Origin of the sequence: Bacillus basilensis (assembly GCF_050630465.1) — a bacterium.
Classification (GTDB): domain Bacteria; phylum Bacillota; class Bacilli; order Bacillales; family Bacillaceae_G; genus Bacillus_A; species Bacillus_A basilensis.
This window is the reverse complement of the sequence record NZ_JBNTQO010000004.1, coordinates 1-21942: the sequence shown is the minus strand read 5'-3', so window position 1 is coordinate 21942 and position 21942 is coordinate 1. Positions and strand designations below refer to the sequence as shown.

General features: G+C 37.3%; 23 protein-coding genes, 15 tRNA genes and 4 riboswitches. Of the genes, 3 read left to right on the top strand and 35 right to left on the bottom strand.

What is annotated here, in order from left to right:
* Window positions 1–56: 56 nt before the first annotated feature.
* On the top strand, window positions 57–1238 hold the full coding sequence (locus ACQVV1_RS09455; RefSeq protein ID WP_242255801.1) for an MFS transporter: 1182 nt from the start codon (window positions 57–59) through the stop codon (window positions 1236–1238).
* A gap of 21 nt (window positions 1239–1259) precedes the next feature.
* Here ACQVV1_RS09455 and kdpDN read toward each other — a convergent pair whose 3' ends face one another.
* From kdpDN to tenA, 18 genes are all read right to left on the bottom strand, one after another.
* Entirely contained in the window at window positions 1260–2414 is a 1155-nt protein-coding gene (gene kdpDN, locus ACQVV1_RS09450) for a KdpD-like non-kinase potassium sensor (RefSeq protein WP_431168799.1), read from the bottom strand.
* A 56-nt stretch (window positions 2415–2470) separates the two neighbouring features.
* Window positions 2471–3052 carry a K(+)-transporting ATPase subunit C gene (kdpC, locus tag ACQVV1_RS09445; protein WP_431168798.1) on the bottom strand — a complete coding sequence of 194 codons (582 nt, stop codon included), beginning with the start codon at window positions 3050–3052 and terminating at the stop codon, window positions 2471–2473.
* Between the two features lie 16 nt (window positions 3053–3068).
* Window positions 3069–5159, bottom strand: coding sequence for a potassium-transporting ATPase subunit KdpB (gene kdpB / locus ACQVV1_RS09440; RefSeq protein WP_309259728.1), 2091 nt, complete (start codon window positions 5157–5159; stop codon window positions 3069–3071).
* Window positions 5160–5172: 13 nt separating this feature from the next.
* A complete protein-coding gene (kdpA, locus tag ACQVV1_RS09435) occupies window positions 5173–6840 on the bottom strand; it encodes a potassium-transporting ATPase subunit KdpA (RefSeq protein WP_431168797.1) in 1668 nt (555 codons plus the stop codon).
* Between the two features lie 19 nt (window positions 6841–6859).
* Window positions 6860–6940, bottom strand: a complete 81-nt coding sequence (locus ACQVV1_RS09430; protein WP_309260253.1) for a potassium-transporting ATPase subunit F — start codon at window positions 6938–6940, stop codon at window positions 6860–6862.
* Window positions 6937–7041 carry a SipW-dependent-type signal peptide-containing protein gene (locus ACQVV1_RS09425; protein WP_000887889.1) on the bottom strand — a complete coding sequence of 35 codons (105 nt, stop codon included), beginning with the start codon at window positions 7039–7041 and terminating at the stop codon, window positions 6937–6939. The genes ACQVV1_RS09430 and ACQVV1_RS09425 overlap by 4 nt, the downstream gene beginning before the upstream one ends.
* A 96-nt stretch (window positions 7042–7137) precedes the next feature.
* Window positions 7138–7283, bottom strand: a riboswitch (cyclic di-AMP (ydaO/yuaA leader).
* A 261-nt stretch (window positions 7284–7544) separates the two neighbouring features.
* Window positions 7545–7775: a hypothetical protein gene (locus tag ACQVV1_RS09420; RefSeq protein ID WP_063223681.1), complete on the bottom strand. Its 231-nt coding sequence runs from the start codon at window positions 7773–7775 to the stop codon at window positions 7545–7547.
* 16 nt (window positions 7776–7791) lie between these two features.
* Window positions 7792–8178: a hypothetical protein gene (locus ACQVV1_RS09415; protein ID WP_309259726.1), complete on the bottom strand. Its 387-nt coding sequence runs from the start codon at window positions 8176–8178 to the stop codon at window positions 7792–7794.
* Window positions 8179–8271: 93 nt separating this feature from the next.
* A riboswitch (cyclic di-AMP (ydaO/yuaA leader) is annotated at window positions 8272–8419 on the bottom strand.
* Window positions 8420–8509: 90 nt separating this feature from the next.
* Window positions 8510–9325 carry a bifunctional hydroxymethylpyrimidine kinase/phosphomethylpyrimidine kinase gene (thiD, locus tag ACQVV1_RS09410; protein ID WP_431168796.1) on the bottom strand — a complete coding sequence of 272 codons (816 nt, stop codon included), beginning with the start codon at window positions 9323–9325 and terminating at the stop codon, window positions 8510–8512.
* 6 nt (window positions 9326–9331) lie between these two features.
* Window positions 9332–10351 carry a thiazole biosynthesis adenylyltransferase ThiF gene (gene thiF / locus ACQVV1_RS09405; RefSeq protein ID WP_242255785.1) on the bottom strand — a complete coding sequence of 340 codons (1020 nt, stop codon included), beginning with the start codon at window positions 10349–10351 and terminating at the stop codon, window positions 9332–9334.
* Window positions 10344–11114: a thiazole synthase gene (gene thiG, locus ACQVV1_RS09400; protein ID WP_242255783.1), complete on the bottom strand. Its 771-nt coding sequence runs from the start codon at window positions 11112–11114 to the stop codon at window positions 10344–10346. The genes thiF and thiG overlap by 8 nt, the downstream gene beginning before the upstream one ends.
* Before the next feature lie 2 nt (window positions 11115–11116).
* Window positions 11117–11320: a sulfur carrier protein ThiS gene (gene thiS / locus ACQVV1_RS09395; protein WP_071740630.1), complete on the bottom strand. Its 204-nt coding sequence runs from the start codon at window positions 11318–11320 to the stop codon at window positions 11117–11119.
* Window positions 11321–11335: 15 nt separating this feature from the next.
* Complete coding sequence (gene thiO, locus ACQVV1_RS09390; RefSeq protein WP_063223675.1) at window positions 11336–12445, bottom strand: glycine oxidase ThiO; 1110 nt, start codon at window positions 12443–12445, stop codon at window positions 11336–11338.
* A complete protein-coding gene (gene tenI / locus ACQVV1_RS09385; RefSeq protein WP_242255770.1) occupies window positions 12438–13058 on the bottom strand; it encodes a thiazole tautomerase TenI in 621 nt (206 codons plus the stop codon). Before tenI ends, thiO begins: the two co-directional genes overlap by 8 nt.
* A 10-nt stretch (window positions 13059–13068) precedes the next feature.
* A complete protein-coding gene (locus ACQVV1_RS09380; RefSeq protein WP_431168795.1) occupies window positions 13069–14070 on the bottom strand; it encodes an ABC transporter substrate-binding protein in 1002 nt (333 codons plus the stop codon).
* Window positions 14067–14819: an ABC transporter permease gene (locus tag ACQVV1_RS09375; RefSeq protein WP_063223837.1), complete on the bottom strand. Its 753-nt coding sequence runs from the start codon at window positions 14817–14819 to the stop codon at window positions 14067–14069. The genes ACQVV1_RS09380 and ACQVV1_RS09375 overlap by 4 nt, the downstream gene beginning before the upstream one ends.
* The gene (locus tag ACQVV1_RS09370; protein ID WP_309259725.1) at window positions 14819–15568 is read right to left on the bottom strand and encodes an ABC transporter ATP-binding protein; all 750 of its coding nucleotides are present in this window, start codon (window positions 15566–15568) and stop codon (window positions 14819–14821) included. The genes ACQVV1_RS09375 and ACQVV1_RS09370 overlap by 1 nt, the downstream gene beginning before the upstream one ends.
* Window positions 15537–16232 (bottom strand): thiaminase II, encoded by a 696-nt coding sequence (gene tenA / locus ACQVV1_RS09365; RefSeq protein ID WP_063223671.1) that lies wholly within the window; start codon window positions 16230–16232, stop codon window positions 15537–15539. Before tenA ends, ACQVV1_RS09370 begins: the two co-directional genes overlap by 32 nt.
* Before the next feature lie 82 nt (window positions 16233–16314).
* Window positions 16315–16417: riboswitch (TPP riboswitch) on the bottom strand.
* A gap of 60 nt (window positions 16418–16477) precedes the next feature.
* Window positions 16478–16589: riboswitch (TPP riboswitch) on the bottom strand.
* 269 nt (window positions 16590–16858) lie between these two features.
* Between tenA and ACQVV1_RS09360 the strand changes: the two genes are divergently transcribed.
* Complete coding sequence (locus tag ACQVV1_RS09360) at window positions 16859–18019, top strand: SH3 domain-containing protein (protein ID WP_242255764.1); 1161 nt, start codon at window positions 16859–16861, stop codon at window positions 18017–18019.
* Between the two features lie 5 nt (window positions 18020–18024).
* On the top strand, window positions 18025–18363 hold the full coding sequence (locus tag ACQVV1_RS09355; RefSeq protein ID WP_242255762.1) for a hypothetical protein: 339 nt from the start codon (window positions 18025–18027) through the stop codon (window positions 18361–18363).
* Window positions 18364–18591: 228 nt separating this feature from the next.
* On the opposite strand, the gene ACQVV1_RS09350 is transcribed toward ACQVV1_RS09355, so the two are convergent.
* The 17 genes from ACQVV1_RS09350 to ACQVV1_RS09270 all read right to left on the bottom strand — a co-directional run bounded on the left by ACQVV1_RS09350 (window position 18592) and on the right by ACQVV1_RS09270 (window position 21942).
* Entirely contained in the window at window positions 18592–19743 is a 1152-nt protein-coding gene (locus ACQVV1_RS09350) for a DUF3965 domain-containing protein (protein WP_309259723.1), read from the bottom strand.
* 295 nt (window positions 19744–20038) lie between these two features.
* The gene (locus ACQVV1_RS09345) at window positions 20039–20458 is read right to left on the bottom strand and encodes a CBS domain-containing protein (protein WP_063223667.1); all 420 of its coding nucleotides are present in this window, start codon (window positions 20456–20458) and stop codon (window positions 20039–20041) included.
* A gap of 130 nt (window positions 20459–20588) precedes the next feature.
* A tRNA-Glu gene (locus tag ACQVV1_RS09340) sits at window positions 20589–20660 on the bottom strand.
* Window position 20661: 1 nt separating this feature from the next.
* Window positions 20662–20736, bottom strand: a tRNA-Asn gene (locus tag ACQVV1_RS09335).
* Between the two features lie 8 nt (window positions 20737–20744).
* Window positions 20745–20821: transfer RNA gene (locus ACQVV1_RS09330), tRNA-Ile, on the bottom strand.
* A gap of 10 nt (window positions 20822–20831) precedes the next feature.
* Window positions 20832–20902, bottom strand: a tRNA-Trp gene (locus ACQVV1_RS09325).
* A gap of 6 nt (window positions 20903–20908) precedes the next feature.
* A tRNA-Thr gene (locus tag ACQVV1_RS09320) sits at window positions 20909–20981 on the bottom strand.
* Between the two features lie 10 nt (window positions 20982–20991).
* Window positions 20992–21067 (bottom strand) — tRNA-Phe (locus ACQVV1_RS09315).
* Between the two features lie 8 nt (window positions 21068–21075).
* Window positions 21076–21151, bottom strand: a tRNA-Asp gene (locus ACQVV1_RS09310).
* Window positions 21152–21154: 3 nt separating this feature from the next.
* Window positions 21155–21231 (bottom strand) — tRNA-Met (locus tag ACQVV1_RS09305).
* Window positions 21232–21255: 24 nt separating this feature from the next.
* Window positions 21256–21348: transfer RNA gene (locus ACQVV1_RS09300), tRNA-Ser, on the bottom strand.
* A 52-nt stretch (window positions 21349–21400) separates the two neighbouring features.
* Window positions 21401–21493 (bottom strand) — tRNA-Ser (locus ACQVV1_RS09295).
* Window positions 21494–21513: 20 nt separating this feature from the next.
* Window positions 21514–21586, bottom strand: a tRNA-Ala gene (locus tag ACQVV1_RS09290).
* 15 nt (window positions 21587–21601) lie between these two features.
* A tRNA-Pro gene (locus tag ACQVV1_RS09285) sits at window positions 21602–21675 on the bottom strand.
* A gap of 10 nt (window positions 21676–21685) precedes the next feature.
* Window positions 21686–21759 (bottom strand) — tRNA-Arg (locus ACQVV1_RS09280).
* Window positions 21760–21762: 3 nt separating this feature from the next.
* Window positions 21763–21851, bottom strand: a tRNA-Leu gene (locus ACQVV1_RS09275).
* A 16-nt stretch (window positions 21852–21867) separates the two neighbouring features.
* Window positions 21868–21942, bottom strand: a tRNA-Gly gene (locus ACQVV1_RS09270).

The window sequence follows — 21942 nt, the reverse complement described above, 5'->3', positions numbered from 1 at the left end:
ACATGTTAAAATAAATTTAGTTTCCAAGGAAACAAAATAAAAAGGAGGTTAACACAATGAAAAAATCCAAACTAAATTTCATTTTATATGTTATCTGTATTAGTGCCTTACTCGGTTCCTTCGCTCAAAATATTTACACACCTATCTTGCCTATGATTCAAGCTTCTTTTCACACTTCTCTTTATCTTGTAAATGTAACAGTTTCAATTTTCACATTCGTTCTTGCGATTATGCAGCTCTTCTATGGACCTTTAATTGATACAAAAGGGAGAAAATCTGTCCTTATCCCTAGTTTAGTCATTAGTACAATTGGTTCAATTGGATGTGCTTTTTCGGCGAACGTTTATTTATTTCTATTTTTTAGAGCTGTTCAAGCTATAGGAATAGCAGCTATACCTGTAGTCGCAGCAACGATTATTGGTGATTTATTTGAAGGAAAAGAACGCGGAGAAGCAATGAGCCTCTATCAAATGTTACTTGCTCTCGCACCTGCGGTTGGCCCTCTAATTGGTGGTTATCTCGGCAGTATAAATGGCCACTTATCCGTATTTCTGTTTTTATCTATACTTGGCATTCTCTTATTAATTATAAACATTTCACTACTTCCAGAAACAAAACCAACTGTAATGAAGCAACCGCAAGCAAAAAAGAATTACTGGCTTATCTTAAAAAATACAACTGGATTTTCTATTACTCTTATTGGCTTTATTCAATTTTGTATTTACTTTTGCTTTCTCGTTTTTTTACCAAGCATTTTAACAAATTCATTTCACCTAACTGCAAGTGAAATCGGTCTTATGTTTATACCAATGTCCCTTTCCATCATGTTAGGAAGTTATTGCTATAAACTTTTGCAAAAACTTCTCACAACAAAGCAAGCTTTATTCATTACTAGTTTCTTCAATATTATATGTGTCACTTTATTCTCTTTCACATATAGCTTCAACATCCCATTCATCATTATCGTTACCTCTTTATACGGTTTTAGTATGGGACTGTCTATGCCAACTCACACTACTTTATTAACGGAAGAATTCGTACAAGAACGCGCAACTGCTATCGGTATGTACAACTTCATCCGCTATTTCGGTATGAGCACAGGGCCACTTGTAGGTGGATTTCTTTTATTTAATCAAAATTACTTTTGGATTTTCTTCCTAGGTGCAATTATGTTTCTAATCATAATCTTATATGCAATGAAAATGCTACGCTTCCCCGCCACACAAAAAGTAAAATAGAGACCTAAGATGGTCTCTATTTTACGCTCGTTGATCCGCAACAATATGAATATCAATATACTTCGTTTGTCTCATAATCTCATTTACAATCGAGCCTTTTCTTATTTCTTCCCACCTTGTTCTTGCCGATTGCCCCAGTAAAATTTGCGTTACTTGTAATCTTTTCGCGACTTCAATAATAACATCCGCTGGCTTTCTCCCTTTTGCCTCTTCTAACACAAAACTCGCATCAAATTGATTCGTGAGCGCCTTCCATTCTTCAATTGTTTGCTTTTTACCAGCTGAAAGAGAGTCTATATTTTCTCTTTCAACATTTAATACATACAATTCAGCGTTTAACCGATCAGCCATGCGCCATCCTCGTCTTATTAATTTCTCCGCTGTTGAGCTATATTGTACACAAACAAGAATTTTTTCTTTTACGCCATTCGGTTCTATTACTGTTTGGCTAATTTTCTCTTCCATATCATCAGCAACTTCACGAAGCGATAACTCTCTGAGTGCCCCTAGATTATTAAGCGTAAAGAAATTTTGTAAGCTTTGCTGAATTTTTTCTTCCTTATATATCTTTCCATCTATTAATCTCTTCCTTAATACCTCAGGTGTTGCATCAACGAGCTGAATTTCATTCGCCTTTTGCAAAATAAAATCTGGAATTCGTTCTCGTACTTTTATATTCGTAATTTGAGCTACAATATCATGAACACTTTCTAAATGCTGAATATTAAACGCTGATAATACGGATATACCAGCCTCTAGCAATTCTTGCACATCCATGTAACGTTTTTTATGTTTGGAACCTGGTATATTACTATGTGCCAGTTCATCAACTACGACTACTTGCGGTGCACGTTTTATAATTTCTTCCACATCAAGTTCATAAAATATTTTTCCTTTATACTGTATTTCTTTTAAAGAAACCTTTTCTAAATCTGCAATTGCTTCTTCCGTCTCTTTTCTTCCGTGCGTTTCAATTAAACCAATTACAATATCCATACCATCTTTTTTCATCTCTCTTGCATCAAAGAGCATTTTATAACTTTTCCCTACTCCTGGAGCAGCCCCCACATATAACTTTAACTTCCCGCGATTTTGCTGACGAATATATTCTAAATACTCTTCTGGTGTTCGCCTTTGAAAAGTTGGTTTATAGTCATCCGCATACAAAACATTCACAACCTTTCTTTCGAAACAACGCTACCTCAATCCGTTAGATTGAGGTAGCACTGTTACTATTTCATTAATTTCTGTAATTCTAAATTTAACTTTAAAACGTTCACGCGGTTTTCTCCAAATAAGCCAAGTGCCGCATCTTCCGTTTGATCTTTAATCAATTGATCCAGCATTTCTTTCGAAATATTCGTTAATTTCGAGATGCGCTCTACCTGTACGGAAGCTGCCTTCGGACTAATGTCAGGATCAAGCCCTGAACCTGAATTTGTCACTAAATCGATTGGCACTTCTGTAACCGGAACAGTGGGATTTTGTTTCTTCCAATCTTCAATACTTTTCTCTACTCGTTTCTCTAAATCTGGATTAGACGGTGCATAGTTATTTGAACCAGACGCTTCTGCTTTATATTCAATACTAGAGACACGTCCATGAAAATAACGTGGATCTGTGAAATTTTGACCGATTAATTTAGAACCAATCACTTCATTTTTATCATTATATATTAGACTTCCATCCGCATTATCCTTCATTACTGCTTGCGCAATACCAGTAACAATAAGCGGATATACAAGGCCGCACAACACTAAAAATGTAAAAGTAATACGTATAATCGGTGATAGTATACTTTGTTTCTTCGCCATCTTTTTCCCCTCTTCCTTATATGAACAAACCGACAATCATATCAATTACTTTAATTCCAATAAACGGTACAATCACTCCGCCCAGCCCATAAATAAGTAGGTTTCGGCCAAGTAGTGCATTCGAACTCATCGGTTTATATGCGATACCTTTCATCGCCAATGGAATGAGTAATGGAATAATAACTGCATTAAATATTAATGCTGATAAAATCGCTGACAGTGGTGATGTTAATTTCATAATGTTCAATGCTTCCATTTGCGGAATTGCAAGTGTAAACATCGCTGGAATAATAGCGAAATATTTCGCGATATCATTTGCAATACTAAACGTCGTTAACGCACCACGTGTCATTAACAATTGCTTACCGATTCCTACAACCTCAATAATTTTTGTTGGGTTCGAATCTAAATCAATCATATTTGCTGCTTCTTTTGCAGCTGTCGTTCCGCTATTCATTGCTAATCCAACGTCAGCCTGCGCTAATGCCGGCGCATCATTTGTACCATCACCTGTCATCGCTACAAGTTTCCCTTTATCTTGCTCTGCTTTAATAACAGAAATTTTATCTTCTGGTTTACACTCGGCAACGAATTCATCTACCCCTGCTTCTTTTGCAATTGTTGCTGCTGTTAATGGGTTATCCCCTGTACACATAACCGTTTTAATCCCCATTTGACGCAACTGTTCAAAACGTTCACGCATGCCAGGTTTTACTGTATCTTTTAAATAGATTAAACCGTAAATACGATTATTTACTGCAACTACAAGTGGTGTTCCGCCCTCTTTTGAAATGAAATCTGCTTTTTGATTTACATCTTTCGGAATCGTGCCACCTTGTGACTGAACCCATTCAATTACGCTACCTACAGCACCTTTTCTCACTTTCGTTCCGTCCTGTAAATCAACACCACTCATTCTCGTTTCTGCTTTAAATGGAACAAATTCACCTTTTTCTGCAATTTCTCGATTATATGATATAGACTTCGTTTTTACATATTCTATAACTGATCGACCTTCTGGTGTTTCATCTAAAACTGAGCTAATAGCAGCCCACTTTCCAACTTGCTCAATCGTTTCATTTCCTACAGGTAATAATGTATGAGCCATTCGGTTCCCGAAAGTAATCGTACCCGTTTTATCTAAAATAATTGTATTAATATCACCCGCAGCTTCCACTGCTTTACCCGACATCGCTAACACATTAAACTTTGTCACGCGGTCCATCCCGGCAATACCAATTGCCGATAATAATCCACCAATTGTCGTTGGAATTAAACAAACTAACAACGCTACAAGTACAGCTGTATCAATTTGAAATCCTAAGTAATTTGTAAAAATCGGCAGCGTCACAACAACGATTAAGAAAATAAGCGTTAAACTCGTTAATACTGTATTTAAAGCAATCTCATTCGGCGTTTTTTGACGAGAAGCCCCTTCTACTAACGAAATCATTTTATCAATAAATGATTCCCCAGGATTACTCGTAATGACAATCGTAATCTCATCACTTACAACCATCGTACCGCCTGTTACGGAGCAAAAATCACCTCCGGCTTCTTTTATTACAGGAGCTGATTCCCCTGTAATCGCAGATTCATCGACAGACGCTAATCCTTTTATTACTTCCCCATCACTTGGAATCATTTCTCCTTGTTTTACAATAACAACGTCACCTTTTCTAAGATCAGTTGCTGAAACTTGAACGGTGTCTCCATTTTCTTTTACAACATTTGCAAATACATCTTTCTTCGACTGTTTTAAGGAATCGGCTTGCGCTTTCCCCCGACCTTCCGCTAAAGCTTCTGCAAAGTTAGCAAATAAAACTGTAAATAATAGAATGAGAGAAACTGTTATATTAAACCATCCTGGTACACTACTAGAACCACTTGGAAGAAACGATAAAATGAACGTAATGATAAATCCAATTTCCACAACAAACATAATTGGATTCTTTATCATGACTTTCGGACTCAATTTCGCAAAGGATTGTTTCATCGCATGTGTCACGATATCACGATCCATCGCTTTCACTTGTCTAACCTCATCTTCTACAGCATGTATTTGTGACTGATTTACTCTTTTTTCTTTTACTACTACCAGTCTCATCATTTACCCTCCATTACTTCAATGTAAGAAATTCTGCAATTGGACCGAGTACTAACATCGGGAAGAATGTTAATGCACCGACAATTACAATTGTTCCGATGAAAATGCCGCCAAATAAACTATTATCCGTACGGAACGTTCCGACTGTTTCTGGTACAACCGTCTTTTCTTTCAATGAAGCTGCGACAGCTAGCATCGTAATTAAACTGAAATAGCGACCTAAAAACATAACTAAACCAGTTGTAATATTCCAAAACGGTGTATTATCCGCTAATCCTTCAAATCCAGATCCGTTATTCGCAGCTGACGATGTATATTCATATACCACTTGCGTCAAACCGTGGAAACCGGAATGAGAAATAGCATCCGTTCCTAAACTTGTTGAAAGAGCTAATGCTGAAAATCCTAAAATAAGCAGTGGATGAAATAGTATCGTTACCGCAATTAACTTCATTTCCTTACCTTCAATTTTCTTACCTAAAAACTCTGGTGTCCGTCCGACCATCAATCCAGATATAAAGACTGCGATAATCGCATACATAATAATGTTCACAAAACCTGCTCCAACGCCGCCATATACTGTATTTAACATCATATTTACAAGTGGAACTAACCCACCAATTGGTGTTAACGTATCATGCATCGTATTAACAGCCCCTGTTTCAGCAGCTGTCGTTACAGTCGCATAAAGGGAAGAAAATACTGTTCCGAACCTTACTTCTTTTCCTTCTGTACTTCCTTGTACGTGTTCAATACCCATTCCATTTAATGCCGGATTCCCGTTTAGTTCAGATGTCGTAATCGTTATAAACCCTAGTAAAAACACCATGAATAGTGAAACGAAAAGAATACGTCCTTGTTTTTTATTTCCTACCATTCGTCCGTACGTGAATGGTAGTGCTGTTGGCAATAACATCATAAGCATCATTTGCAAAATATTACTCATTTGTCCTGGGTTTTCAAAAGGATGTGTAGAGTTTGCCCCGAAAAATCCACCACCGTTATTCCCAAGTTCCTTAATTGAAACGAATGATGCAACTGGCCCACGTAAAATACTTTGCTTCGCGCCATCAATCGTTTGTGCCGTAACTGCTCCGTCTAACGTTTGTGGTACGCCAAGTGCAACAAACGCTAGTGCCGCAATACATGCGATAGGAAGAAAAACTCTCGTTAACGCTCTCGTAAAATCAACGAAAAAGTTACCGAGTTCTTTTCCAGCCAGTCCTCTTATAAATGCCATAACGAGCGCTAAAGTCGTTGCCGGTGCTGCAAACATTAAGAATGTAATTCCGATTAATTGTGATAAATAAGATAAACCATTTTCACCGCTATAATGCTGTAAGTTTGTATCAGCCATAAAACTAATTGCTGTATTAAAAGCGAGCGTAGGCTCCATTCCTTCAATGTGTGCTGGATTTAATGGCAATACTCCTTGTAATCTGAAAATGAAATATACTACAACAATCATAAATCCATTTAATAAAACTAATGATAATGCGTACTGTTTCCACGTTTGATTGTATTCTTTTACACCCGCAATTTTAAAAATAAGTTTTTCAAAAGGCCCGAATACTTTATCTAGCTTTTTACTACCTTGAAAGGCTTTCTCTAAATAAATTCCCGTTGGCTTTGCCACAAGAATAAACAATAGCATTGTAATAACAACTGCGACCCAGATCATAATGAATGACTCCCCCTAATTAAAACTTTTCCGGATTTAATAATGCATACACTAAGTACAACGTAATTACTGCAACAATAACCGATAAGGCAATCGTCATGATTGCTTCCCTTCTTTCACAACTTTATCTGACCAACTTGCAAGACTTGCCATCGATGCGACTAACACAACAAAAATCCCGATCATTACAACATCTAACATAGCTATCCCTCTTCCCATTGTAAAAATTTACCATTAGATTATCAAAAAAAGAACACTAAGCTCTACTTAGTGTTCGAAATGAACAACACAAAGTAAACCTCCTCTCTAAACGCTTACGAGGTTAGCTGTCGGATTCGGGCCTAAAGAGTAGCCCTACTTTCAAAACTGAAAGATTCACCCCAAGTGACGATGCACAAAATTGGTTCCCCCGCTCCATTTCTGGAACTCAGCGATTTTAGGTTTTTTTGGAAATTTTATGAATGATTTATGAGAGTAAATATACTCCTCTATATTTAACTTGTAAAGAGGCAAATTACTGAAAATAAGAAAATATCCATCTGTTTAAACGCTTACATTTAGTGTTATTAATATTCTTTCATCTGTTTTCTCGTCTTTTCTTTCTTTTTCACAGAAATAACCTTTTAAATACGAAATAAAAAGAGCGAATGACATGAAGTGCATAGCTTGTTGCACTTCGCATTCGCTCTTTTTTTATACACTATTTATTCCCCTCGTAAAAAAGCACGTAAATTTCTCCCGCGAATATAAACTTGTGACAATTCTGCATGTAGCTGCTCATATTCGATAACATCTGATTTTAAATATAAAGCGTCTTTTGATGGTAATATGATATAGGGCCTTGGAAAAATAGGATCGAGCACCACCAATTCTTGAACTCGCTCTACCGATACTGCCCAACGATTCGCTATATCTCCTAATAATAACACCTTCATTTTCTTCTCCCCCGCCTTATTCAAAACATAAAAAAGAAATATTATCACAATTCGTAAACACGACAAATGTAGCTCCAATTGTTTCATAGAGCCTCGCTGGATATCGTTTATTTTTTGTAACAACAGTAATAGGCGCTTGGAAAGAAAAACGAATGTGTTCTGTAAAGAAGCTAACGATTGGAAGCTCATCCCCTAGCAGAATCACCTTCTTAATACACTCACAAATACTAGTAAAATCCTGCTTCTTACTACAACTATACGTCCAATCAAATCCACAATTCCTAACTTCAGCCGCTATCTCTTCATTTGCTGTAAAAATAATTAACTCATGTTGAAAAGCTACTAAATCTATTAAACTATTTACCTTGCTTTCTTCTCCAACACAAATAAGTGTTAGTTCCATATACCTCATCCTCCTTAGCATAAAAGAACTCAAACATAGATTGATATTCCCCTATACTAATCAGATCGATGAAGTGATGTATCCATCATGGCACCGTCCTCTCTCAAGACGCTTACGAAGTTAGCTGTCGGATTCGGACTTTGAGAGTAGCCCTACTTTCAAAATTGAAAGATTCACCCCTAGTGACACTGCACAAATTGGTTCCTCCGCTCCATAGAATTGGACTCAGCGTATTACAAAAATGTATTCTGGCTGATATATTACTCCTGTATTTGGAAAAAGTAAACAGAAAAAAAGCCAGTTATAAAACTGACTTTTCTATTATTCATGCTTATGCTTTATTCAATTTGTATGCAAAGTGATTCGTCGGTCCATGACCACTTCCAATATTCAACGGTTCTTCAATTGCTATACTAATAAATTGTTTAGCCTCTTGAACTGCCTCTTCCATCGAGTATCCTTTCGCAAGTCCAGCTGTAACTGCTGACGCAAATGTACAGCCGCTTCCGTGTGTTTGCTTTGAAGGAATTCGCTCACTTCTAAATTCAATAAAATCTTCTCCATCAAAGAGTAAATCAATTACTTCATTACCTTGATATTCTGCATGTCCGCCCTTCATGAGTACATATTTCGCACCTAATTCATGAAGTACTTTTGCAGCCTCTTTACTATCTTCAACGTTATGAATTTCCAGCCCAGTTAACACTTCTGCTTCCGGAACATTCGGTGTTATAACAGTTGCTACTGGTAATAAATATTCCTTTAATGCTTGTACTGCTTCTTGTTGTAATAATGATGCTCCACCCTTAGCAATCATAACAGGGTCTAGCACAATATTATTCCAGCCAAATTTATTAATATGTTCTGCTACAATTTGAATGATTTCGCTACTAAATAACATTCCTAGTTTCACAGCATCTGGTGTTAAATCCGTACCAATTGAATTCAGCTGTTCCGTAATACCTTCTAATGGAACAGGATATACCCCTTGAACGCCAAGCGTGTTTTGAGCAGTAATTACCGTAATAGCCGTCATCCCATATACACCAAGCTCTTGGAATGTTTTTAAATCCGCTTGAATGCCAGCACCGCCTCCGCTATCAGATCCTGCAATTGTTAAAGCTTTATTCACTTTCATCCCACTCATCCTTTTCTAACCAAAATAGCGATGATAAATCGTCTTTGCTTCGCTTATATCTTTCGTTCCATGTACAAGTACACGACCATCTTTGAAGGCAACTAATCTCTTTTCTTCAACAGAAAATGATAGTAAATATGGATTTACATTTAAATCCGTAACGCGACCTTCCAGCAGCCCCTTATATTGTTCAAAATCCATTTCCCCTTTATGAGGTGGTCTAATTTGAACTGTATTTCGTCCGCATAAAACTGCTGTTTTCGATGTATTTTCTTTATTTAAATACGGATATAATGCATTCTCCCCGCATGAAGGACAATTGTGTTTACGAAGCTTTTGCACATTCATACATGAATATTCATTCTTCCATACATCAAACGACGCAAGTCCCTCTCGAAGTGATTCGTAATCTTCCACTAATAGTTTAAGAGCTTCCGTTACTTGATGAGAAACGACGAGAGATACAGCAGGTGATATAATGCCCGCTGTATCACATGTCGCACCGCCAAGCGGAATCGATTGTAATAAACATGATAAACATGGTGTTTTACTAGGAAGAATTGTGTAAGAAAGTCCGTAACTCCCTACACAAGCCCCGTAAATCCATGGAATAGAATATTTTTGCGCTATATCATTTACAATGAAACGCGTTTCGAAATTATCAGTTGCATCAATGATTACATCAACATTTGTAACAAGCTCTTCTAATTCCTCAGCTGTTACATCTTGAACGAGTGCTTCTACTCTTACTTCACTATTAATCTCTTCTAGACGTTTCTTCGCCGCTACAGCCTTCGGAAGATTATTTTTCACATCACTCTCTGCATACAATTGCTGCCTTTGTAAATTACTCCAATCGACATAATCACGGTCAACAATTGTTACCTTCCCAACACCAGCTCTTACAAACATTTCTGCATTTGCACTACCTAATGCGCCTGCGCCAATAATAAGCACATGCTTTTCTCTTATCTTTTGCTGTCCTTCTTCCCCAATGGGAGAAAATAGTTCTTGGCGAGAATATCGATTATTCAACTACACTCATTCCTTCTAAAGGACTACTTGCAGTTGCACAGCGTTTACGTGCGATACGACCTGCTTCAAAGCCTATGCGACCTGCTTTGATACCTAATTTCATTGCGTATGCCATTTTAATAGGATCTTTTGCTCCTGATACAGCCGTATTTAATAACACACCATCCGCTCCTAATTCCATCGCGAATGCCGCGTCAGCTGGGCTACCGATACCAGCGTCAACGATAACTGGTACTGTCGCTTGTTCAATAATGAAGCTTAAATTTAACGGATTTACAATACCAAGCCCTGATCCGATTGGTGATGCTCCTGGCATAATCGCATGCACGCCAAGTTCTTGTAATTTGCGGGCTAATACAACATCATCAGATGTGTAAGGAAGTACGATAAATCCTTCTTCTAGTAACATTTCAGATGCCTTTAATGTTTCTATTGGATCAGGTAATAACGTTCTATCATCACCAATAACCTCTACTTTGATCATGTCACAAAGTCCTGAAGCTTTCGCTAATTTTGCAATACGAACAGCTTCTTCAGCATTTTTCGCTCCGGCTGTATTCGGTAATAACGTATATTTTTTCACATCAAGCTTCTCTAATAAATTAGGTTGCTTTGCATCAAATATATCCATACGACGTACTGCAAACGTTAAAATTTCAGCTTCAGAAACGTCAATTGCTTTTTGCTGTACGTCAAAATCAGGGAATTTCCCTGTTCCTAATAAAAGTCTAGACTGAAATGACAATGGTCCAATGTTTAACATAATCAACCGCCTCCTACGAAAGTTACAATCTCAATTTGGTCTCCATCAAAAACAGATGTATCTGTATGATTATCTTTTTGTAAAATATCTTTATTACGCTCAACTACAACAATTCTGTTATCTAACTCTAAATGTGTAAGTAGTTCAGCTACTGTTTTCACACTCGCTGGCACTTCAATTTGATTACCATTAATTTTTAAATTCAAACTTCCATCCCCTTTCTAAACTCTTTTAGAAAGCAATGAATCTAACAAGTGATTCTCCTGCTTTCCTTCTATTAAATCCGCCATATATTGACCAGAAACAGGACTTAATAAAATGCCGTTTCGATAATGGCCCGTGCAAGCATATAAACCTTTTATTTCTTCATGCTCTCCCATATAAGGAGCTTCGTGATTTGATTGTGGCCTTAATCCTGCCCATGCACTTTCCCATTCCGCTTCTTTTAAAGCCGGCAATATTGTATAAGCACGCTCTAATATAGAAGTAATACTTTCTGGTTGCACAGTTTTATTAAACGTATGAGACTTCATCGTTGCTCCAATTACGTACCGTCCACCGCGCTTTGGTGCAATATAAAATCTTTCTTGGAAAATAGGCGCATTTAAAAGTGATTTTCTACTTCTTACCGCTACTACTTCTCCTTTAACTGGATATGTACCCCATTCGCGGTGAAAATAACCTAGTAACTTCGTGCTCCATGAACCACCTGCAATCACAACTTTCTCGCACGCAATAATACCTTCGCTTGTAACAATTCCTGTTACGTTATCATTTTCAATACGAATATCAAATACTTCTGTTTGTTCATATATATCAGTACCGGAAATTGCTGCAGAGTGTGCAAATGCTTTTGTAAGCTCTGGTGCAATAACATGACCATCTTTCGGATAATATACCGCACCTATAATGGATTCAGATAGAAATGGCTCTTTTTCCCGCAATTTTTCTCCCGTTAGAAAATAGGAATCTTCACCTGTTTTCTGCTGCCAATCCATAATATGAAGAATTCTTTCCTTCTCATCTTCATTTTGAGCAATGCGATAAATGCCTTTTTCTTCATACCCAATATCGATGCCTGTTTTTTCACGTAAAACTGCTGCAAGTTGTGGAAATATAGCACGGCTTTCTCTAGCAAGTTCAAATAACGGATCATACGCATCCCATTCTGCCTGAACCCCAAGTAAACCAGCAGCTGCTTTCGAGGCTTCAGATGCAATCTGTTGCTTCTCTACAATCGCTACTTTATGCCCTCGTTCTGCTAGAAAATGTGCAACTGAACTACCTATTACACCTCCGCCAATTATCGCTACATCATACTTCTTACACATGTTTTTCCGCCCACTTTCTTATTGATTCCTTATAAGATTTCGCTTTGCTATATGGGTTACTACTACTTATAATTCCAGACATAACAGCAATACCACTGACACCATTAGTAAGAACATCCCCTGTGTTTTCCGTGGTGATTCCTCCAATTGCTGTAATCGGTATGGATAAACACTTTGCAATGGCTGAAACTTCTTCAAGCCCTCTCGCTGGCACACCTTTTTTACAATCTGTCGGAAATACATGACCATAGACGAGTGAATCCGCTCCATTCTTAAATGCATCGATCGCCTCTTCTAAAGAATGCACAGAATAACCGACATGCAAATAAGAAAACTTTTCTTTCACTGACCTTACATCTGCGCTTCGATATCCTAGCTGCACACGCGGAATATTTAATAAAATAGCAATATCAATTCGATCATTTATTACTATCTTCGATGCGGGAAAGCCTTTCTTCAAAAGACTTTCCACACCTTCATACAATTCCTTCGTACTTTTCTCACGCTCACGAACATGTAAATAATCAATCTCACTCTCAATTTGCATTGCTACATTCACTAGCTCTTCGAATGACATGTGACCATTTGAGATTACATGAAGCTCATTTTTCATATTCATTCGCCTACTTTAAAATGTTTTCGAATAATTCCTCAGCTGGAACGATTTCTTTCGTCATCCCTTTATCTTTCAGCCATTTATTTTGTTTCTCCCATGACTCTTTTGAATCCGATAGGAATGGCTCATCTTTCGTTTCCATCTTCTCTAATAAAATTTTCATACTTTCTTTTTCAACTTCTGGTACAAGCGGGAAGTTTTCTTTTTCTTGATGATTTAATAAAATATTTAATGCTTCATCTGGATTTTTCTTCATGAATTCATAACCTTTTTTCGTACCACGTAAGAAAGCTTGCAACGCTTCCTTATCTTTTTTCAACGTTTTATCACCTGTTACAAATACAAGCTCATGATAGTTTGGCACACCATAATCAGCTGGATTAAAGTACGCTGGTTCATGGCCTTCATGTCGCATAACAGGTACTTCATGGTTAATGTATGCTCCTGTTACTGCATCTACTTTTTTCGTAATTAACGCTGGTACTAAATCAAAGCCAACATCGACTACTTTCACTGTATCTGGATTACCACCAGCTTCTTTTACCATCGTTTTTAAATACATCTCACTTAAAGGTGTCCCCGAATATCCTACTGTTTTTCCTTCTAAATCTTTCGGTGATTGAATGCCTGCTGATTTCAGTGATACAACATGATTTAACGGGGAACGTACGACAGCTCCAATTGATTTCACTGGAATTTGTTCATTTGCTCTTGCCATAACAACATCTGGTTGATAATACAAGCCAACCGTTACTTTTCCTGCCGCTGCTAAAGTTAATGGATCAGTCGGATTGGAAGGGAATTTAATATTCACCTTTACTCCTTCTTCTTTAAAGTAGCCTTTTTCAATTGCCGCATAAATAAAGCTATGTACCGCATTTGGGTACCAATCAAGCATGACCGTTATTTCTTTTTCTTTCTTACCCTTATCTGATGCTGAATTACTAGAACATCCAGCAATCATTGCAACTAATAATGTAAACACAAAGATGCGTTTTAAAAATTTCATGAATGCTTCCTCCAACTAATAAATTTCTTTTCTAAAATCGAAATAAGGATGACAAAGGAAATAGCTAATAATGATAACAATACAATGGGTGCAAATACACCCGCTCCGTCTAATTGCGTCATCATCCTTTTACTGAAATATCCTAACCCGGCTTGTGCACCGAGCCATTCACCAATTGCTGCCCCAATCACACTAAGCGGAACTGCAATTTTTAAAGCTGAGAAAAAATAAGGAAGAGCAGATGGTAACTTTAATTTAAGAAAAACATCTTTTTTCGTTGCTCCATACGTAACTAAGAGCTCCTCCCATTCTATTTTTGTACTACGTAGTCCATCATACGTATTGACCGCAATTGGAAAAAACGTAATTAAAACCGTAACAACAACCTTACTCCAAATCGTATATCCAAACCATAAAACGAAGAGTGGAGCAAGCGCTGTAATCGGAATCGTTTGTGAGGCAACTAATAATGGATAAAATGCTCTCTCCATCCAATTACTCGCATTCATTAACATCGCTAGCCCTACCCCAAGTACGATAGAAATAGCCACCCCTATTAAAACGACATTTAATGTTGCCGGCAAATGAACCGTAAATAATATATCTTTTAGTTTCCATATCTTCATTACAATTGCAGACGGTGACGGTAAAATGTACATCTCATCTACAACTCTTGCGCCTATTTCCCACATGACAAGTAAAATACTAGAAAGTGTAAGGGCAGGTAATAGTTCCTTCAACCGGTTCATCATACGAGTACCTGCCTTTGTAACATACTAAGAAGCTCATCTTTAAGCGCTAACACTTCAGGCTTATATAAATCTTTTCTTGTCCGATTACAATCAAGCGGTACAATCTTCTCGGTTAAAGTAGTTATCGGTTGATTTTCTACAACGAAAATTCGATTAGAAAGAAATAATGCTTCTTCCACATCATGAGTAATAAATAAAATTGTTTTTTCCCACTCTTTCCATTGTTCAAACAGCCATTCTTGCAAAGATGCCTTCGTTAAAGCATCCAACGCGCTAAACGGTTCATCTAACAGCAATATCTCCCCGCCTGTTAATAAAGTTCGAATAAAAGATACGCGTTGTCTCATACCGCCAGATAAATCTTTCGGATATTTTGTCTCATACCCTTGTAAGCCAAATTTATGTAACAGTTCCTTTGCCTTTATTTGTGCTTCTTTCTTCTGTACACCTTGGCACTCTAGCGGCAGGGCAGCATTCTCAATAATCGTTCTCCATGGCAGGAGCATATCTTTTTGGGGCATATATCCTACAGGATGGCTCTTTGTTTCTGTCAGCTCTATCTGTCCCGTACTTGCTTCTTCTAAACCTGTAATAAGGCGAAATAAAGTACTTTTCCCGCATCCACTCGGTCCGATAATACTTACAAACTCTTTATCTCGTATAGAAGCATTTAATTCATTGATGATTGGTTTCTCATCATAATGAAAAGAAACATTATGAAACTGTAGTATGTTCTTGCTCCTCAAATCCCCACATCTCCTTACGATAGGACATATCCCAGAATAAATATTCAAATCGACTGGAATATAGGAAAATCTCCTCTAATCGATCTAGCTCTTTGTCAGACTTTCCAACTGCCATTTCATTTAATAAATCTATTAACCAAATACAAAGGTTACCGTATTCTTCCGAACTATATCCTTGAATCCACTCACCAAAGAACTCATGATCTCTTGCTCCAGGAATATCGTTTAAACGCTTTCCAATTTCCCAGTAGCTCCACATACATGGAAGAAGTGCTGCTATTAATTCCGCAAGTGTGCCATTTTGAGATACAGACATCATGTAATTTGTATAGGCTAAATTTTTAGCAGATGGTTTGGCAGATTCTATCTCCTCTATAGAAATATCAAGTCTTTTTGCATATTGTTTATGGATTGTCATTTCTCCATTTAATATGCCATCAATTTGTTCAGCAAATTTCCCCATTACTTGTGGATTCGTTGCTTTTACAACACCAATCGCATATAGCTTTGCATAATCTAACAAATATAAATAATCTTGAATAATATAATACTGAAACTTATCTTTTTCTAACGTGCCATCTCCCATACCTACTACAAACGGATGATTATGACTCATCTCCCAAACTGGTTGTACAGTTTCTAATAATCTATCGCAAAATTTCATTTCTCTATCCCCTTTCAATCTATATATCTAAATAAAAAACCACTTCTAAATAAGAAGTGGTTACAGCAAATAAAATTATAATTTATTCGTTGCTCCACTTCCCTTCGCTAGTATTACCTAGATCAGGTCTGTAAGGGTTAAGGATTATTCCTCTCTCAGCACAACAAGCACCCCTAGTGGTTTCAATATGAAATTTTCAAATAAAAAAGCCCCGTTTCTATACGCAAAGAAACGGGGACTCATTATTAGTGTCCGAATTGCTTCCCTACGCTAGCATAATCTAGATCAGGTAATGAAAAGGATCAAAGGCTTACGGCCTACTCTCAGCTGGCAACACCAGCTCTCCTAGCAAACTATGAAATTATCACTGTCAGTATAACACCGTAATAAGACATCATCAACTGTTTTAATTTTCTCAATTGTCAACAAAATAATAAAACTATACAATATTTATATTCTATCTTAGAAATTATCATCCCAATTAATTGGATAATAAGGAATCATTATCCTCAAAAAATTTATTTTTTTATTGATTTCATATTACATTTATGTGAATACACCCACTATATTATATCTTTATACTATAATAAAATTACAACTATACAACTAGAGGAGGTCTCTATTATATGAATATGAAAGCTACTGCTTTAACAGCAACTACTGTCGCAATTGCCTCTTTACTTCCTTCTATGGGAGAAACAACTGTACAAACAGCCAACGCTGAACAATTATCTAACGTGAAAACTGGATATGTCAAAGTCGATCAAGTAGCCTTACATACACAAGATAACGCAAATAGCTCATCAATTGATACAATTCGCTTTAATACGAAAGTAAACATACTCGAAACAACTAATAGCTGGTATAAAGTATCTGTTAATAATAAAGTAGGTTACGTACAAAAAGATGCTATTCTACTAAAAAACAAACTTCAATCTAATAATCAATACATTGTTAATGCCAATGCATTAAACGTTCGTTCTGAACCTAATTTAGAATCTTCAATTTTAGATGTATTACCAAATGGGAAATTCGTTACCATTCAAGAAGAACAAGGTGAGTGGTATAAAATTTTACATAATGGCAAAACAGGTTACGTACAAAAGGCGTTCGTGTCTAATGGTTCACAGCCTTTAGTAAAAGGCATCACAGTTCAAAATAATACGAAATACACAGTTGCAACACCTAAACTTAATGTACGTAGCAATGCTAGTACAAGTAGTGCACTACTTGGTTCATTACAAAATGGTACACAAATACAAGTAGTGGAAACTGTCGGAACTTGGTATAAAATTCGTTTTGGCACAGGATACGGATATGTAGCAAAGCATTATGTGGTGCAAAATCAAACGCAATCACAAAATCAAACAGCTCAACCTACTTCCATTCCAGCAGTTTTCAAATTCCCTACTCAAGGAAGAATTAGCTCAACCTTTGATATGCGCTGGGAACAAATGCATTATGGGATAGATATTGCAGCTCAGGGTAATGTCTCTATCCAAGCTGCGGCTGCAGGTAAAGTTGTGAAATCATATTATTCAGCTAGCTATGGCAATGTTGTGTTCATCGCTCATCAACTAAACGGGAAACTATATACAACAGTCTATGCTCATATGAAAGATCGCACTGTACAAGCTGGTGATCAAGTACAGGCTGGACAATTAGTAGGTCATATGGGAAACACAGGTCATTCATACGGGCAACATCTTCATTTTGAATTACACAATGGAGAATGGAATTTTGAAAAAACAAATGCAGTAAACCCACTGCCATATTTAGTTAGGTAAATTGTATGCCACGCAATATCAATATACCTCTCATAATTGAATACTTAGCCTTTTTAGGTTTAATCTGTTGTTTAATCATTTACAATACAAATACTGTATTTTTATCTATTATCATTGCTTTTGTCGCTTTAGAAATTATGATGGAATCCTTTCAAGTTAAACTAAAACAAAAAATTGCACATATTTATAATGCCATCTTTCTATTAAGTGCCCTAATAACAAATATTATTAGTAATGGTTTTTATTTATCTACCGTATTTCCTGTGTTCTTTATGGCTGTTTTACTATTCATAGCTAGATACATTCATGTCCCTAATAACAAAAAACACGAACAAGAAGCTTAGAAAGAGGAGACACTGTGTACCAATCTTTCAAAGATAATCCGCTAAAATATATATTGAATTTATATAAAAAAATAAATACTTTTTTTGGTATACAAGGAAGCAATACGGCACAAGTTTTCCTTTATGGAATGTTATTTCTCGTCTTAATCACATTCTCCTTGCTTTACTAACAAAAAAAGGATCTCACGTTTATGTGAGATCCTTTTTAATTTATATAGAAAATGCTCTTTACCCACAAGCATATTTTTCATAAATAAAGCTAAGATTATATTTTTTCTCCAAGCTCATCCTTTGTTCATCATCGCACCAATAGAACAGAATATCATGAATCGTTGCATAACGCTTATTTTTAAGAAATAGTTTAAAGAATGATGGCAGACAATCATGTAATTGTATAAATATATAATTGCGTAATATTTCTTCTTTATATTCAATGCCCTTACAAATATACAGTAATTCTTCACAATAATATGCATGCTGTGGAACTTGAATCATTTCGAAAAATGGCACATATGATAATAACTTTCCGATAAAATGATCATATCGATCCATTATTCCTATCGTCATATGCTCCATCATATCTTTCATTACATATAAATAATCATCTACATGAGTAGTCTTTAATGGGTCTAATCGATCTGAAATTTGAGAAAGTACAGCTCTTTGACAAGCTAATACCGCTTGACTAGGTCCATAATATGCTAGGAAGTCTGTACACTTACGATATTTCCGTAATAAGTCATGTGTATATAAATCATACACAAAAGTATTACAATACATCGCTAGACTCATCATATCACTATTTAATTGTTCCTTTGATAGGAATTTAGCTCTCTTACACATATAAAAGAATGTAAATTCCAATACTTCTTTATGGGATAATAGATGTTTACAATCCTTTATACATTTCTCATTAAATTTAACTCTATCCCAAATTTCTACATCCCCATCAGTCAATTCACCAATACGATATTTAATAATTAAATAGTTTAAAGCAACCGCTTGCGTCAAAAGATCCCACGTTTCATATTCCAATGAAGTGTAAACAAACTCAGCTAGTCCTTGATTTACCATAAAAGTATTTGCTTCTTCATACCAACCAATCTCTTGACATAAGCGAAGAATACGTACTAAAGTTGGAATTTCATCTTTATGAAACTGCGGTAAATTCTTTGCTTTATTCATTCCATATACGATAAATGCCGCTAAATTTTCTTCTTTATAAAATTCTTTTTCTTTCCACACTAATATAGTTCGTTCTTTCCCTTCACCTTTTGGATGACAAGGTACAAGCAAAGAAAATAATTCAGCGAAATTATTTGGTTCTATATATGTATCTGTAACCAAATTCCAATTCGGATCGCGCTGTACAGCCCTCATATAATTCCCCTTCCCTTTTGTCTACATAGGAAATATTAATCCATTATTACATCGTTAATAATAAATATTGTTATATTCGAAATCTATCATAACGCTTATATCTATCAGTATATCATTTTTTCTCTTATTTAAAATTAGGAATGACAAATTTAAATAAACTGTCGAAATTACTAACCGTATACTTATTATATAATGTCTCAGATACATCATGCTAACATATTAGCTTAATCCATATATACTAGAATAATGCATCTGATTTTTATACGTAACTTATCCCACTAATTAAAGTCTCTCTTCATTCCGTATGCTCCGAGATTTCACTTAAAGCAAATCCCGCTTGATCATCTGCCGATTCTCTTGTAGCTAAATCACCTAATGCTAGCATTCCAACAAGTTGACCACTCTCAACTACTGGTAATCGTCTAATTTGATACTGTGCCATTAACTCTGTAGCTTTTTCAATGGAATCATCTGGAGAAACTGAAACAATATTTGTTGTCATTACATTTGTAATTTTATTAGATCCAGGATGTTTCTCAGCAATGCCTCTAACCACTAAATCTCGGTCTGTAACAAGCCCAACAACTTGCTCATTTTCAACAACCGGAATCAATCCAATCGATTCTTCTTTCATCTTTACAGCAGCCTCGTATACGTTGTCTAGCGGTGTACAATGTACAATATGAGTACTCATAAGGTCTCTCACTCGTGTCATTTTTGTCTCCTCCTTTTTATACATACCATAGTTTTTCCTAAATCCCTTTATTTATTTCAGGAAAATCAGTAGATAAAAGAGGATTAACACACAATAAAAAAGAGTCAGCAATGTGCTGACTCTTTTTTTATGACCCGTACGGGATTCGAACCCGTGTTACCGCCGTGAAAGGGCGGTGTCTTAACCACTTGACCAACGGGCCATGGCTCCGCAGGTAGGACTCGAACCTACGACCGATCGGTTAACAGCCGATAGCTCTACCACTGAGCTACTGCGGAATAATATATGGTGGGCCTAAATGGACTCGAACCATCGACCTCACGCTTATCAGGCGTGCGCTCTAACCAGCTGAGCTATAGGCCCATATACTTTACAGGGGCAGTAGGAATCGAACCCACACTGGAGGTTTTGGAGACCTCAGTTCTACCTTTAAACTATGCCCCTAAAGGATGCCGACTAGAGGACTTGAACCCCCAACCTACTGATTACAAGTCAGTTGCTCTACCAATTGAGCTAAGTCGGCATAAAAAAAATGGTGGCTCGGGACGGAATCGAACCGCCGACACGAGGATTTTCAGTCCTCTGCTCTACCGACTGAGCTACCGAGCCAACATAAATGGCGGTCCCGACCGGGGTCGAACCGGCGATCTCCTGCGTGACAGGCAGGCATGTTAACCACTACACCACGGGACCATTTGGTTGCGGGGACAGGATTTGAACCTGCGACCTTCGGGTTATGAGCCCGACGAGCTACCGTGCTGCTCCACCCCGCGACAATATAATATTTTTTAAAAAAATGGAGGAGGTAGAGGGATTCGAACCCCCGCGCGACTCTCGCCGCCTGTCGGTTTTCAAGACCGATCCCTTCAGCCGAACTTGGGTATACCTCCATGAAGGAAAAAAGAAATATTTTATTATTTATGTCTAAACCATTAAAGAAAATGGAGGAGGTAGAGGGATTCGAACCCCCGCGCGATTCTCACCGCCTGTCGGTTTTCAAGACCGATCCCTTCAGCCGAACTTGGGTATACCTCCGAGACATATAATAAATAAAGTGGAGCCTAGCGGGATCGAACCGCTGACCTCCTGCGTGCAAGGCAGGCGCTCTCCCAGCTGAGCTAAGGCCCCATGTTTTTGGGAATATCGGGAAGACAGGATTTGAACCTGCGACCCCCTGGTCCCAAACCAGGTGCTCTACCAAGCTGAGCCACTTCCCGTTAATAAAAGCGCGCCCGAGAGGAGTCGAACCCCTAACCTCTTGATCCGTAGTCAAACGCTCTATCCAATTGAGCTACGGGCGCATATGGTGCCGAGGGCGGGGGTCGAACCCGCACGGTGGTCACCCACCGCAGGATTTTAAGTCCTGTGCGTCTGCCTGTTCCGCCACCCCGGCATGTCATATTGAAAATTGGAGCGGAAGACGGGATTCGAACCCGCGACCCCAACCTTGGCAAGGTTGTATTCTACCACTGAACTACTTCCGC